At 61.8% G+C, this 13,135-nt stretch carries 14 protein-coding genes; 5 read left to right on the forward strand and 9 right to left on the reverse strand.

Features of this window, described 5'->3' with window-relative positions:
• Nucleotides 1-32 precede the first annotated feature (32 nt).
• Nucleotides 33-746 (forward strand): PA5502 family lipoprotein, encoded by a 714-nt coding sequence (locus CAG02_RS08130; RefSeq protein ID WP_085713038.1) that lies wholly within the window; start codon nt 33-35, stop codon nt 744-746.
• Nucleotides 747-842: 96 nt separating this feature from the next.
• On the opposite strand, the gene katE is transcribed toward CAG02_RS08130, so the two are convergent.
• Nucleotides 843-3,050: a catalase HPII gene (gene katE / locus CAG02_RS08135; protein WP_256576828.1), complete on the reverse strand. Its 2,208-nt coding sequence runs from the start codon at nt 3,048-3,050 to the stop codon at nt 843-845.
• A gap of 194 nt (nt 3,051-3,244) precedes the next feature.
• On the opposite strand from katE, the gene CAG02_RS08140 reads away from it, so the two are divergent.
• From CAG02_RS08140 to CAG02_RS08150, 3 genes are all read left to right on the forward strand, one after another.
• Nucleotides 3,245-4,252 (forward strand): methionine ABC transporter ATP-binding protein, encoded by a 1,008-nt coding sequence (locus tag CAG02_RS08140; RefSeq protein WP_085713036.1) that lies wholly within the window; start codon nt 3,245-3,247, stop codon nt 4,250-4,252.
• A complete protein-coding gene (locus CAG02_RS08145; protein ID WP_065260662.1) occupies nt 4,252-4,926 on the forward strand; it encodes a methionine ABC transporter permease in 675 nt (224 codons plus the stop codon). Before CAG02_RS08140 ends, CAG02_RS08145 begins: the two co-directional genes overlap by 1 nt.
• Before the next feature lie 77 nt (nt 4,927-5,003).
• Nucleotides 5,004-5,774, forward strand: a complete 771-nt coding sequence (locus CAG02_RS08150; RefSeq protein WP_085713035.1) for a MetQ/NlpA family ABC transporter substrate-binding protein — start codon at nt 5,004-5,006, stop codon at nt 5,772-5,774.
• Nucleotides 5,775-5,835: 61 nt separating this feature from the next.
• Here the strand turns inward: CAG02_RS08150 and CAG02_RS08155 are convergent, their stop codons facing one another.
• Genes CAG02_RS08155 through CAG02_RS08175 form a run of 5 tightly spaced genes read right to left on the reverse strand, consistent with a single transcriptional unit; the run spans nt 5,836 to nt 9,744 of the window.
• Nucleotides 5,836-6,471 carry an SCO family protein gene (locus tag CAG02_RS08155; RefSeq protein WP_085713034.1) on the reverse strand — a complete coding sequence of 212 codons (636 nt, stop codon included), beginning with the start codon at nt 6,469-6,471 and terminating at the stop codon, nt 5,836-5,838.
• On the reverse strand, nt 6,468-7,367 hold the full coding sequence (gene cyoE / locus CAG02_RS08160; protein ID WP_085713033.1) for a heme o synthase: 900 nt from the start codon (nt 7,365-7,367) through the stop codon (nt 6,468-6,470). The genes CAG02_RS08155 and cyoE overlap by 4 nt, the downstream gene beginning before the upstream one ends.
• Nucleotides 7,355-8,434, reverse strand: a complete 1,080-nt coding sequence (locus tag CAG02_RS08165; protein WP_085713032.1) for a heme A synthase — start codon at nt 8,432-8,434, stop codon at nt 7,355-7,357. Before CAG02_RS08165 ends, cyoE begins: the two co-directional genes overlap by 13 nt.
• Before the next feature lie 10 nt (nt 8,435-8,444).
• Nucleotides 8,445-9,038, reverse strand: coding sequence for a hypothetical protein (locus tag CAG02_RS08170; RefSeq protein ID WP_085713105.1), 594 nt, complete (start codon nt 9,036-9,038; stop codon nt 8,445-8,447).
• On the reverse strand, nt 9,004-9,744 hold the full coding sequence (locus tag CAG02_RS08175; RefSeq protein WP_085713031.1) for an SURF1 family protein: 741 nt from the start codon (nt 9,742-9,744) through the stop codon (nt 9,004-9,006). Before CAG02_RS08175 ends, CAG02_RS08170 begins: the two co-directional genes overlap by 35 nt.
• 71 nt (nt 9,745-9,815) lie before the next feature.
• Here CAG02_RS08175 and CAG02_RS08180 point away from each other — a divergent pair, with 71 nt between their 5' ends.
• On the forward strand, nt 9,816-10,019 hold the full coding sequence (locus tag CAG02_RS08180; protein WP_065260656.1) for a twin transmembrane helix small protein: 204 nt from the start codon (nt 9,816-9,818) through the stop codon (nt 10,017-10,019).
• Between the two features lie 13 nt (nt 10,020-10,032).
• On the opposite strand, the gene CAG02_RS08185 is transcribed toward CAG02_RS08180, so the two are convergent.
• The 3 genes from CAG02_RS08185 to ctaD are packed head-to-tail and all read right to left on the reverse strand — an operon-like array spanning nt 10,033 to nt 13,111.
• Nucleotides 10,033-10,920 carry a cytochrome c oxidase subunit 3 gene (locus tag CAG02_RS08185; protein WP_085713030.1) on the reverse strand — a complete coding sequence of 296 codons (888 nt, stop codon included), beginning with the start codon at nt 10,918-10,920 and terminating at the stop codon, nt 10,033-10,035.
• A gap of 25 nt (nt 10,921-10,945) precedes the next feature.
• The gene (locus CAG02_RS08190) at nt 10,946-11,497 is read right to left on the reverse strand and encodes a cytochrome c oxidase assembly protein (RefSeq protein ID WP_085713029.1); all 552 of its coding nucleotides are present in this window, start codon (nt 11,495-11,497) and stop codon (nt 10,946-10,948) included.
• A gap of 27 nt (nt 11,498-11,524) precedes the next feature.
• The gene (gene ctaD / locus CAG02_RS08195; protein ID WP_085713028.1) at nt 11,525-13,111 is read right to left on the reverse strand and encodes a cytochrome c oxidase subunit I; all 1,587 of its coding nucleotides are present in this window, start codon (nt 13,109-13,111) and stop codon (nt 11,525-11,527) included.
• Nucleotides 13,112-13,135 lie beyond the last annotated feature (24 nt).

Genomic DNA, 13,135 nt, shown 5'->3' on the forward strand with positions numbered 1-13,135 from the left:
CTCGTTTTTTGCGCAAATAGAGAGTCGCAGGAATGAAGCCGTTCGCCTCCCGTTATCTGCTCCTTGTCGCATTTTCAGTGCTGCTGGGCGCCTGCCAAAGCACGACGCCGGTGGCCGAAGCCCCCGATGCGCGGGCCACGGCCATCGCACAGCTGGAGCAAAGCCTGGCCAGCAGCGAACTGGCCACTGCCGAAGACCAGTTGGCAGCCTTGCAGGCCGAAACGCCCAACGATCAGTCCCTTGAGCAATACCAGCGCCAGTTGGCCGAAGCCTATCTGCGCCGCAGCCAGATCGTCCTGCAGAAGGGCGATGTGAATGCTGCCGCAACCGCTTTGGCCCGGGCCCGCGCGCTGATGCCCAAGGCCCCGGCGCTGACCGGTGGCGTCAACGGCGCCATCACCGAAGCGCGCAAGGCTGAGCTGGAAAAAGCTGAAGCAGCGCTCCTGGCCGCCGAGGCCAAGCCGAAAGCCAAGGTGATCGATCCGACCGCCGAGAGCACCACGGTTGCGTTGAATATTAACGATAGCCGCAAACTTCGCCGTCAACTCGACGCGATCGCCGCCGATGTGGTGAATTACGACTGTGCGGTGAGCATTCAGGCGCCGCGTACCAATGATTACCCATGGCTGGCGACATTAATCACCAAGCGCGTGAAGAAACTCGATCCGGATTTCGATCTGCAGATCGAGAAGCAGATTCTGCGCACAGTGCCGGCACAGATGGTTCTGAGCCCGCGCAAACCTTAAAAAGCATCGCGGGCAAGCCCGCTCCCACAGGTACAGCGTGATTCTTGTGGGAGCGGGCTTGCCCGCGATGGCTATTTATCAAACGCTACATAACCATCAGGCCGGAATCGTTTTGGCCTTCGCCTCCCGATCCCAGACCCGATGCTGCCCGATCGCCGCAAAGAACGGCTTGGTCAGCGCTTTCACATCCTTGCCCTCGATCAATCCGGCATCCGCCTCCAGCTTCAGCACATCCAGCAATTGCTTGGCCTCGCCTTGCAGGGCAATCGCCTTCAGGTGCTTGTACGCCTCCAGCAGGTAATGCAACGCCACGCCGTCTCCGCTCAACGCCTTGACCGACGCCGCGCCACCCGGCACGAACACCGCGTCGAACGCCACCGACGGCAAACCTTCCATCGACGCATCCACCGCCAGGCTTTTGCCATCGGCCGCCTTCACCGGTGCCGAAGTCGGGCCGAGCAGTTTGGCGCGCGCGCCTTCTGCCGCCAGAGCCTTCTTCATTGCATCAATCGCGGCACCATCGACGCCGTTGGCTGCCAGAATCGCCACTTTTCGCGTCTTGATATTCTCCGGCAACAGGTTGGCCTGACTCAGTGCCGGTGAGTGATCCAGTGATGTCTTGCGCACCTCGACCGTCCCTTTGGCTGGCGCCGGCAACCCGAGGTTCTGAGCCACGCGCTTGGCCAGTTCCAGGTCGATGTTGGCCAGAATCTCGTTCACCTCCCGCGCCCGGATGTGTTCCCGCTCGACTTTGCCCAGTTCGAAGCTGTAGGCCGAAATGATGTGTTCCTGCTCGTGTTTGCTCATGCTCTTGAAGAACAGCCGCGCCTGGGAGAAGTGATCGCTGAACGACTCGCTGCGCTGGCGGATCTTGTTGGCGTCGATGCGCTCCGCATAGCTCTCGAACCCGCCGTCTTGCGCGGCTGGCGGGGTTTCTTTCGGCCAGCCACCATCAATCGAGTTCGGCTCGTAGGACGCACGGCCCTTGTCGATCACCGTACGGTGCTGGGCATCGCGCTGGCCGTTGTGGAAGGGCGCCACCGGGCGATTGATCGGCAGCTCATGAAAGTTCGGCCCGCCGAGTCGGCTGATCTGCGTGTCGGTGTAGGAAAACAGCCGACCTTGCAGCAGCGGGTCATTGGAGAAGTCGATACCCGGCACGATATGGCCGGGGCAGAACGCGACCTGCTCGGTTTCGGCGAAGAAGTTGTCCGGGTTGCGGTTGAGAGTCATCTTGCCCAGCGGCGTAATCGGAACGATTTCCTCGGGAATCAGTTTGGTCGGGTCGAGGATGTCGAAATCGAAGTCGTGCTCGTTTTCCTCCTCGATGACCTGTACGCCAAGTTCCCATTCCGGGTAGTCCCCGGTCTCGATGGCCTCCCAGAGATCGCGCCGATGGTAGTCGGTGTCTTTACCGGCCAGCTTCTGCGCCTCGTCCCACACCAGCGAGCAGGTGCCGGCGGTGGGGCGCCAGTGGAATTTGACGAAGCGTGATTTGCCTTCCGCGTTGATCAGCCGAAAGGTGTGTACGCCGAAGCCCTGCATGCTGCGCAGGCTTTTCGGGATGGCCCGGTCGGACATGGCCCAGATGACCATGTGCGCCGATTCCGGCACCAGCGACACAAAGTCCCAGAACGTGTCGTGGGCCGAACCACCGGTAGGCATTTCGTTGTGCGGTTCGGGTTTTACCGCGTGGACGAAGTCGGGAAACTTGATCGCGTCCTGGATGAAGAACACCGGCATGTTGTTGCCGACCAGGTCGAAGTTGCCTTCGTCGGTGAAGAATTTCACCGCAAAACCGCGCACGTCACGCACGGTATCGCCGGAGCCCCGTGGCCCTTGCACCGTGGAAAAACGCACGAAGACCGGTGTTTTCTTCCCCGGATCCCGCAGGAAACCGGCCTTGGTCAGCGCCGAATGATTCTCGTAGGTTTGAAAGAAACCATGGGCCCCGGTACCGCGGGCATGGACGATGCGCTCGGGAATCCGCTCATGGTCAAAGTGCGTGATTTTCTCACGCATGATGAAGTCTTCCAGCAGCGACGGCCCCCGCGGCCCGGCCTTGAGGGTGTTCTGGTTGTCCGCGACCTTCACGCCCTGATTGGTGCGCAGGGCCTGGCCGGTGGCGTCGGAACGGAATTTTTCCAGGCTGTCGAGTTTGGCGTTGGTGTTGGCGCGATCCGGGGTGTCGGTGCCGGCCATCTGGCTTTTGTCTGTGGCAGGTTTTTTCGTACTCATCAGTCGTGAACTCCTGTCTGCTCCGGCGTTGCGCCGGGGCGCTCGAGTGGTTCCCGGGCACGGCACCCAGGGTTTTCAAGTCGCTTACCTAGTGACTGACGAGGGTTTTGGGCGTTCCTTTTTTATGACCTTTGATCCTGTTATTGCCAAATCGAAGGTTAATTGCGAAATAAATGCTAAGAACCTCTATACGGACAGGCTAAAATGCGCGCCCGGCTAACCGCTGATCCTTTTCTAACGCGCCCCACAAGGTTCGCTACGTGATCGAGTTTCAAAACGTCCATAAGACTTACCGCGTCGCCGGTAAGGACATCACCGCGCTGCATCCGACCAGTCTCTCCATTGAGAACGGTCAGGTGTTCGGCCTGATTGGCCATTCCGGCGCGGGAAAAAGTACCCTGCTGCGTCTGATCAATCGCCTGGAAGATTCCAGTGGCGGCAAGATCATCGTCGACGGCGAAGAAGTCACCGCGCTGGACGCCAACGGCCTGCGCCGTTTCCGTCAGCAGGTCGGGATGATCTTCCAGCACTTCAACCTGCTGGCATCCAAGACCGTGGCCGACAACGTCGCGCTGCCGCTGACCCTGGCCGGTGAACTGTCCCGCGCCGAGATCGACCAGCGTGTGGCCGAGTTGCTGGCGCGGGTCGGTCTGTCCGACCACGCGAAGAAGTACCCGGCGCAGTTGTCCGGTGGCCAGAAGCAGCGCGTCGGCATCGCCCGCGCCCTGGCGACCAAGCCGAAAATCCTGCTGTGTGACGAAGCCACCAGCGCCCTCGATCCGCAGACCACCGCTTCGGTCCTGCAACTGCTGGCCGAGATCAACCGCGAGCTGAAACTGACCATCGTGCTGATCACCCACGAGATGGACGTGATCCGCCGTGTCTGCGATCAGGTGGCGGTGATGGACGCCGGCGTGATCGTCGAACAGGGTTCGGTGGCCGAGGTGTTCCTGCATCCGAAGCACCCGACCACCAAGCGTTTCGTGCAGGAAGACGAGCAGATCGACGAAAGCGAGCAGCGCGATGACTTCGCTCACGTGCCGGGCCGCATCGTGCGTCTGACCTTCCAGGGCGAAGCGACCTACGCGCCGCTGCTGGGTACCGTCGCCCGGGAAACCGGCGTGGACTACAGCATCCTGGCCGGTCGTATCGACCGCATCAAAGACATTCCTTACGGGCAATTGACCCTCGCCGTCACCGGTGGCGACATGGAAGCGGCCTTCGCCCGTTTCACCGCCGCTGACGTTCACATGGAGGTGTTGCGCTAATGGCAGACCTGATGAGTTTCTTCACCAATATCGACTGGTACGAAATCTGGCTGGCCACCGGCGACACCATGATGATGCTTGGCGGTTCGCTGCTGTTCACCGTGTTGCTCGGCCTGCCGCTGGGCGTGCTGCTGTTCCTGTGCAGCCCGCGTCAGTTGCTTGAAGCAAAAGGCGTATATGCGCTGCTGTCGCTGGTGGTGAACATCCTGCGTTCGCTGCCGTTCATCATTCTGTTGATCGTGATGATCCCGTTTACCGTGCTGATCACCGGCACCTCGCTGGGCGTAGCCGGTGCGATTCCGCCGCTGGTGGTAGGTGCGACGCCGTTCTTCGCGCGTCTGGTGGAAACCGCCCTGCGTGAAGTCGATCGCGGGATCATCGAAGCGACCCAGTCCATGGGCGCGACCACTCGCCAGATCATCATGAACGCCTTGCTGCCGGAGGCCCGTCCGGGCATCTTCGCAGCGATTACGGTGACGGCGATTACACTGGTTTCCTACACGGCGATGGCCGGTGTGGTCGGCGCCGGTGGTCTGGGTGACCTGGCAATCCGTTTCGGTTACCAGCGTTTCCAGACCGACGTGATGATCGTCACCGTGGTGTTGCTGCTGATTCTGGTGCAAGTGCTGCAAATGGTCGGCGACCGACTGGTCGTGCATTTCTCGCGCAAATAACCCGGTTTGGTAATCAAAAAATGAGCCGGCCATTCGCTGGCAGGTGCCACACGGGCACCTCAAAAGGAGTTAGCTGAATGAAAAAACTGATCGCTGCTTTCGCTGCCGTAGCCGCTTTTTCGGCTCACGCTGAAACCCTGACCGTAGCTGCCACCCCGGTGCCGCACGCGGAAATCCTCGAATTCGTGAAGCCGGCACTGGCCAAAGAAGGCGTGGATCTGAAGGTCAAGGTCTTCACCGACTACATCCAGCCGAACGTGCAGGTGGCCGAAAAGCGTCTGGACGCCAACTTCTTCCAGCACCAGCCGTACCTCGATGAGTTCAACAAGGCCAAGGGCACCAGCCTGGTGGCCGTGACCGGTGTGCACCTGGAGCCGCTGGGCGCCTACTCGAGCAAGATCAAGAAAATCGAAGACTTGCCAGGCGGCGCCAACGTGGTGATCCCGAACGACGCCACCAACGGCGGCCGTGCGCTGTTGCTGCTGGACAAGGCGGGCGTGATCAAGCTGAAGGATTCGAAAAACATCCTGTCGACTGTCAAAGACATCGCCGAAAACCCGAAAGACCTGAAGATCCGTGAACTGGAAGCTGCGACCATCCCGCGTGTGCTGACCCAGGTCGACCTGGCGCTGATCAACACCAACTACGCGCTGGAAGCCAAACTGGATCCGTCCAAGGACGCGCTGGTCATCGAAGGCAACGACTCGCCTTACGTGAACATCCTGGTGTCCCGTGCGGACAACAAGGACAGCGACGCCATGCAGAAACTGGCCGCTGCACTGCACAGCCCGGAAGTGAAGAAATTCATCACCGAGAAGTACAAAGGTGCGGTGTTGCCGGCGTTCTGATTCGGACGCTGCAACGAAAAAGGGGACGCCAATGGCGTCCCCTTTTTTGTGCGTCCAGCGTTTACTTGCGGTTCAACATCACCGGCAACTGCGCCACCAGCTTGGCATTGTTCAACGGCGCCCGAATAAACCCACGCTGCGTCCCGTCCGGCCCGATCACCGCCAGATTCCCACTGTGATCCACCGTGTAATTCGGCTTGCTGGTATCCGCCGGAATGAACGGAATGCTCACCGCGTTCGCCACCTTCTGCAGCTCCTCGATCGACTTCGGCGTCAGGCCGATGAATTGCGGATCGAAGTAGCCCAGGTACTGCTTCAACTGCGCAGGGTTGTCGCGGTTCGGGTCGACGCTGACCAGCACGATCTGCAACTTGTCCACAGCATCCTTCGGCAGTTCGCTCTTGATCTGGCGCAGCTGGGCGAGGGTGGTCGGGCAGATGTCCGGGCAGAAGGTGTAGCCGAAGAACAGCAGGCTCCACTTGCCCCTGAGCTCGTTGACCGTGACCGGCTGGCCGTCCTGATTGGTCATCGTCACGTCCGGCAGGTTGCGGCTCTGCGGCAGCAGGATGATGCCGGCGTCGATCAGCGCGGTCGGGTCGCCCTGGCCCTTGCCGCTCAGCACTTTGTTGACGGTCAGGCCGAGGATCAGCGCGATCACGGCCACGAGGATGAAGACGGTTTTCTGGGTTCGAGTCATAGGTTCAACAGTAAGTAGTGGTCTACGAGCAGGGCGATGAACAGCAGAAACAGGTACCAGATAGAGTACTTGAAGGTGTTGATCGCCGCGTGCGGCCGAGTGCCACGGTACAGCACCACGGCCCATTGCAGAAACCTGGCGCCCAGTCCGAGGGCGCAGATCAGGTACAGCGCGCCGCTCATGTGGATCACGTACGGCAACAGGCTGACCGCCAGCAGGGCGAAGGTGTACAGCAGAATGTGCACCTTGGTGTAGTGCTCGCCGTGGGTGACCGGCAGCATCGGGATGTCGGCCTTGGCGTATTCCTCCTTGCGATGGATCGCCAGCGCCCAGAAGTGCGGCGGGGTCCAGGCGAAGATGATCAGCACCAGCAGCAACGGTTCGGCACCGATATGGCCGGTGGCGGCGGTCCAGCCGAGCAGCGGCGGTGCGGCGCCGGCGAGGCCGCCGATGACGATGTTCTGCGGTGTCGCGCGTTTGAGGAAACCGGTGTAGATCACCGCGTAGCCGAGTAGCGAGGCCAAAGTCAGCCACGCGGTCAGCGGATTGGTGAAGGTCAGCAGCAAGGCCTGCCCAAGCAGCGCCAGCACCAGTGCAAAGGTCAGTGCCGCCGTGGGCGAAACCCGGCCCTCGGCCAGCGGCCGTTTGTGGGTGCGTGCCATGACCGCATCGATGCGCCGGTCCACCACATGATTGACCGCCGCCGCACCTCCGGCACACAGCGCGATTCCCAGGTTGCCGAACACCAGTACTGTCCATGGCACGCCGGCGCGGGTCGCGAGGAACATGCCGACCAGCGAGGTGATGAGCATCAGCACCACGACTTTCGGTTTGGTCAGCTCAAGATAGTCCCGCCACAACGCCTGTGCATGACGCTCGCCGATCAGAATCGCCATGGCGTCTCTCCTTTTAGGGTGATGGGCGCCGCCGAGGGTTTACGCGGGCTCAGGCGCCAGCGCGCGAGCATCGGTTGCTTGACCCGGACCAGACTGGTTCGCGCGTGATAGTTGACCAGCACCATGGTCAGCAGCAGCGCAGCGCCGCCGGCGTTGTGCGCCACGGCCACCGGCAGCGGCAGATGAAACAGCACGTTGCTGATACCGAGGGTGATCTGCGCGCCGAGCGCAACCAGCACCAGCCCGGCCAGTCGCGTCATACCCACCACTTTCAGTTGCCACGCCAGACCGAGCAGGACAATCGTCACCAGCAGGGCGCCGATGCGGTGGGTCAGGTGAATCGCCGTGCGTGCATCGCTGTCGAGTTGCCCGCCGAGGTAGTTGGGGCCGATGTGCTGGGTCAGGTGAAAACCGTTGGCGAAATCCGCCGGCGGCAGCCATTGGCCGTGGCAGGTCGGGAAGTCGATGCAGGCCACTGCCGCATAGTTGGAACTGACCCAGCCACCGAGGGCGATCTGGCCGATCACCAGCAGCAGTCCGGCGGTGGCCCAATATTGCAGACGCTTGGGCACGGTCAGCGCCGGCAGCACGCCGGACAGTCTCAACGTCAGCAGAAACAGCAGACTCAAGGTCGCGAAGCCACCGAGCAAATGCCCGGTCACCACTTGCGGCCAGAGCTTGAGCGTCACCGTCCACATGCCGAACGCCGCTTGGGCAAACACCACCGCCAGTAGAAACAGCGGCAGTTTCAGCGGCTGCCCGGGATGCCGCCGATTGACCCACGCGCGACCGGCCAGAATCGAGATCAGCATGCCGAGGGTGCCGGCGAAGTAGCGGTGGATCATCTCGTTCCAGCCTTTGTGCGCCTCAACCGGCGAGTCCGGGTAATGCAGTTCGGCATGGGCCAGTTGGGCTTCGCTTTTCGGCACGCTGATGAAGCCGTAGCAGCCCGGCCAGTCAGGGCAGCCGAGGCCGGCGTGGGTCAGGCGGGTGTAGGCGCCGAGCAGCACCACGATCAGTGCCAGCAGGGTGGCAAACAGCGCGAGGCGAAATCCAGGTTTGGCCATGACGATGCCCTTATCCGATGTTCGACAGTTTCAGCAGGTGACGCAGGTCGTTGAGCAGATCCTTGCCCTTCACACTCGGGTCGTAGCGCAGCACGAGATTGCCGTGGGGATCGATGATCCACAGCTGCGGCGTGGCTTTGTCGCCGGTGGCCTTGCTGAATGCGGCGGCGTCCAGCGGATAGCGTTGCAGCTGCGGATATTCGCGAGTCAGCTTGGCTTCGTAGTCGGCCGGCAGCGGTTGCGCGGCGGCGAGGGCATGGCTGGCGCGCCCGGCATCGCGGCCAAGGCCGATCTGGATCTGCCGCGCCAGATAAACCAGTTGCTGGCAGTCCACCGCGCAGTCTTTCGGTGCGGTCACCAGCATCTGCCAGCGCTCTTCGTCAGCCGTCACGCCGAGGTCGGCGCGGCTCTGGCCGTTGCCGATCAGTTCGCCGTGATAGCTGCGACCTTCCGGCACCCAGAACTGCAATTTGTACATGCCCGTGGCGAGGATCATCGGGCCGATCACGCCGAGCAGGATCAACAGCAGTTGAATGCGCCCGCGGCGGCGACCGGCCGGGGCCTTGGCTTCAGACATGCTGGGTGGATTCATGGCCGCTCCCATGGTGTTTCTCCTTCGCGTTGTGCAATCCGAGGTAGATGTAGAGACCGAACAGGGCGGTGGCCATGGCGAACCACTGCACGGCGTAGCCGAGGTGTTTTTCCGGGCCCATGGCAACCACCGGCCAGTCGGCCTGATAGCTGGCGGGACCGGGTTCAGCGCGCAATTCATAGGCGAAGCCGTCGCGCTCGAGGGTTTTCCACAATTTGGCCGGTTCGACGGCGGTGACGGTTTGCGGCCAGGTGCTGCTGACCGGGTCGGCGTGCAACTGGAAGGTCGCGCCGGGGGCGACGTAAACCCAGGCATCAACATTCACGGCATCGGCCGGTGTGTTGAATTGCGGGGTAACGCGGCGGTCCGGCCACGGCAGCCAGCCGCGATTGACCAGCAGCCACAGGCCGGTGCGCTGATCCTGAAACGGTTGCAGCAATTCGACGCCGACCTTGCCGTCCCGCTGCCGGTTGTCCAGCAGCAGGCTGTGCGCCGCATCGAACTGGCCATGCAGATGCACCCGACGAAAGGCCGGGTCGGCGCTGTGCAGCAGCTCCGTACTGGCCATCGGCTCGGCGGCCCGGCGTTCGGCGTAACTGGCGAGCAGGGCGGTTTTCTCCGCGCCCCGGCCCAGTTGCCAGAAGCCCAGCGAAATCAGCAGCGGCAGCAGCAAGGCGACCACCAGCGTCGGCACGACGCCCGGCCGGAAGCGCTTCATGGCCGCGCCAGAAAAGCAGTGAATGCGACCGCTATACTTGATTGCATCGCCTGTACCCCCGGAGTCTTCCCATGCTCAAAGCAGCGATCGTCCTGATGCTGATTGCCACGGTGATCAGCCTGTTCAGCGGCCTGTTTTTCCTGGTCAAGGACGACAGCAGTTCAAATCGCCTGGTCATCGCCTTGAGTGTTCGGGTGGCATTGGCCGCTTGCACCGTCGGCTTGATTGCCTGGGGTTTTTACAGCGGCCAACTGGTGTCGCACGCGCCCTGGTAGCTCTGTCCGATCCTCAGAGCACGTAAACGAAGATGAACAGACCGATCCACACCACATCGACGAAGTGCCAGTACCAGCTCGCGGCCTCGAAGCCGAACTGGTGCTCGTTGTCGAAGTGGCCCTTCATGATGCGCATCAGCATCACGAACAGGATGATCGTGCCGATGGTCACGTGGGCACCGTGGAACCCGGTGAGCATGAAGAACGTCGCGCCGTAGATCCCCGAACCGAGGGTCAGGCCCAGTTCGTGGTACGCGTGCATGTACTCCTCGGCCTGCAAGGCGAGGAAGCCGCAACCCAGCAGCACGGTAATCGCCAGCCAGATTTTCAGCGCGCCGCGATGGCCTTTCTTCAGCGCATGGTGGGCGATGGTGATGGTCACGCTGGAACTCACCAGCAGGATGGTGTTGACCAGCGGCAGGCCCCAGGGACTGATGACTTCCTTGGGCGGCGGGAACAGTTTCGGGTCAGGCGTGTGCAACAGCGGCCAGGTGAACTGGAAGTTCGGCCAGAGCATGTGCGCAATGCCCTTGGTGCCTTCGCCGCCCAGCGCCGGGCCGGAGATGTGCCGCACGTAGAACAGCGCGCCGAAGAAGGCGATGAAGAACATCACCTCGGAGAAGATGAACCAGCTCATGCCCCAGCGGAACGAGCGATCCAGCTGCGGGCTGTACAACCCCGCACGGCTTTCCTTGATCACCGCGCCGAACCAGCCGAACAGCATGTACGCCAGCAACAGCCCGCCGACGAAAAAGATGTATGGCCCGTGGGATTCCGGGCGTGCCGCCTTCAGATCGTTGAACCAGGTGGCCAGGCCGTAAACGGTGATGACCATGCCGAAGGTGGCTATGATCGGCCACTTGCTCTGGGCCGGGACGTAATAGTGCTCATGAGTTGCCATTTATTGTTCTCCTTATCGGGCACGCTTAACCGCCAGTGTTTGCAGCCACCGGAGGATGTCGGGCGGTGATATCGAACAGCGTGTAGGACAGCGTCAGGTGCTTCACGTCCTTGGGCATGTCGCGGTCAACGATGAAACGCACCGGCATCTCGATCTGCTGACCGGGCTGCAGCACCTGCTGGGTAAAACAAAAGCATTCGGTCTTGTGGAAATACGCCGCCGCTTCGCTCGGGGCGATGCTTGGCACGGCCTGGGCGCTCATCGGCTTGTCGGTGGGATTGCGGGCGATGAAGATCATCTCGTTCACCCCGCCCGGATGGGCAACCAGCTCTTCGCCTTTGGGGTAGAACTCCCAGGGCATGTCGGCGTTGTTCATCGAAAGGAACTGCACCCGCACCTGTCGCGAGTTATCCACAACCTGCTCGCCCTCGTACTGCCCGGCGGTCTTGCCATTGATGCCGAACGCCTTGCACATCACGTCGTAGATCGGCACCAAAGCAAAACCGAAAACAAACATCGCCACCACCACGCCCAGCAGTCGGGTCACCAGTTTCTTCAGCGAAATCGAGTCAGCCATGGCGGCGGCCCTCAAGGGCTACAGGGTTCATTTCACTTCCGGCGGCGTGGTGAAGGTGTGATACGGCGCCGGCGACGGCACACTCCACTCCAGACCTTCGGCGCCATCCCACGGTTTGGCCGGTGCCGGCTCCCCGCCCCGGATGGTCTTGATCACGATGAACAGGAAGAAGATCTGCGTGGCGCCGAACATGAACGCGCCGATCGACGAGACCATGTTGAAGTCGGCGAACTGCAGGTTGTAGTCCGGAATCCGCCGTGGCATCCCCGCCAGTCCCACGAAGTGCATCGGGAAGAACGTCAGGTTCATGCCGACGAAGGAGAGCCAGAAGTGCAGCTTGCCCAGGGTTTCGTCGTACATGTGGCCGGTCCATTTCGGCAGCCAGTAGTAGGCTGACGCGAAGATCCCGAAGATCGCCCCCGGCACCAGCACGTAGTGGAAGTGCGCGACCACGAAGTAGGTGTCCTGGTACTGGAAGTCCGCCGGAGCGATGGCCAGCATCAGCCCGGAGAAACCGCCGATGGAGAACAGGATCACGAACGCCACGGCAAACAGCATCGGCGTCTCGAAGGTCAGCGAGCCTTGCCACATGGTGCTGGCCCAGTTGAACACTTTCACCCCGGTCGGCACCGCGATGAGCATCGTCGCGTACATGAAGAACAACTCGCCCACCAGCGGAATGCCCACCACGAACATGTGGTGCGCCCAGACGATGAACGACAGGAACGCGATGCTCGCGGTGGCGTAGACCATCGAGGTGTAGCCGAACAGCGGCTTGCGCGAGAAGGTCGGGATGATCTGGCTGACGGCACCGAAGGCCGGCAGGATCATGATGTACACCTCGGGGTGGCCGAAGAACCAGAACACATGCTGGAACAGCACCGGGTCACCGCCACCGGCGGCACTGAAGAAACTGGTGCCGAAGTGGATGTCCATCAGCATCATCGTCACGCACCCGGCCAGCACCGGCATCACCGCGATCAGCAGGAACGCGGTGATCAGCCAGGTCCAGACGAACAGCGGCATTTTCATCAACGTCATGCCGGGGGCGCGCAGGTTGAGGATGGTGGCGATCACGTTGATCGCGCCCATGATCGAACTGATCCCCATCAAGTGGATGGCGAAGATGAAGTAGGTCACGCTTTCCGGCGCATAGGTGGTGGACAGCGGCGCATAGAACGTCCAGCCGAAGTTCGGCCCGCCACCGGCGGTGAACAGGGTCGACACCAGCAACAGGAACGCCGCCGGCAGCAGCCAGAAGCTGAAGTTGTTCATCCGTGGCAGGGCCATGTCCGGCGCGCCGATCATCAACGGGATCATCCAGTTGGCGAGGCCGACGAATGCTGGCATCACCGCACCGAATACCATCACCAGACCGTGCATGGTGGTCATCTGGTTGAAGAACGCCGGTTCGACGATCTGCAGGCCGGGCTGGAACAGCTCGGCGCGGATCACCATGGCGAACGAGCCGCCGAGCAGGAACATGCAGAACGCGAACCACAGGTACAGCGTGCCGATGTCCTTGTGGTTGGTGGTCAGCACCCAGCGCATCAGGCCTTTGGCGGGGCCGTGGGCGTGGTCGGCATGACCGTGGTCATCGATGACAGCGCTCATGGCCGGTCTCCTTCAAGTGAGTGG

The organism is Pseudomonas sp. R43(2017) (assembly GCF_002112345.1).
In the GTDB taxonomy this organism is placed as follows: Bacteria; Pseudomonadota; Gammaproteobacteria; order Pseudomonadales; family Pseudomonadaceae; genus Aquipseudomonas; species Aquipseudomonas kribbensis.

Bases quoted from the DNA above. Each gene is read 5' to 3' on its own strand.
- CAG02_RS08130 (WP_085713038.1), top strand. From the start codon at position 33: ATGAAGCCGTTCGCCTCCCGTTATCTGCTCCTTGTCGCATTTTCAGTG.
- CAG02_RS08145 (WP_065260662.1), top strand. From the start codon at position 4,252: ATGGCAGACCTGATGAGTTTCTTCACCAATATCGACTGGTACGAAATC.
- CAG02_RS08150 (WP_085713035.1), top strand. From the start codon at position 5,004: ATGAAAAAACTGATCGCTGCTTTCGCTGCCGTAGCCGCTTTTTCGGCT.
- CAG02_RS08155 (WP_085713034.1), bottom strand. From the start codon at position 6,471: ATGACTCGAACCCAGAAAACCGTCTTCATCCTCGTGGCCGTGATCGCG.
- cyoE (WP_085713033.1), bottom strand. From the start codon at position 7,367: ATGGCGATTCTGATCGGCGAGCGTCATGCACAGGCGTTGTGGCGGGAC.
- CAG02_RS08165 (WP_085713032.1), bottom strand. From the start codon at position 8,434: ATGGCCAAACCTGGATTTCGCCTCGCGCTGTTTGCCACCCTGCTGGCA.
- CAG02_RS08170 (WP_085713105.1), bottom strand. From the start codon at position 9,038: ATGGGAGCGGCCATGAATCCACCCAGCATGTCTGAAGCCAAGGCCCCG.
- CAG02_RS08175 (WP_085713031.1), bottom strand. From the start codon at position 9,744: ATGAAGCGCTTCCGGCCGGGCGTCGTGCCGACGCTGGTGGTCGCCTTG.
- CAG02_RS08180 (WP_065260656.1), top strand. From the start codon at position 9,816: ATGCTCAAAGCAGCGATCGTCCTGATGCTGATTGCCACGGTGATCAGC.
- CAG02_RS08185 (WP_085713030.1), bottom strand. From the start codon at position 10,920: ATGGCAACTCATGAGCACTATTACGTCCCGGCCCAGAGCAAGTGGCCG.
- CAG02_RS08190 (WP_085713029.1), bottom strand. From the start codon at position 11,497: ATGGCTGACTCGATTTCGCTGAAGAAACTGGTGACCCGACTGCTGGGC.
- ctaD (WP_085713028.1), bottom strand. From the start codon at position 13,111: ATGAGCGCTGTCATCGATGACCACGGTCATGCCGACCACGCCCACGGC.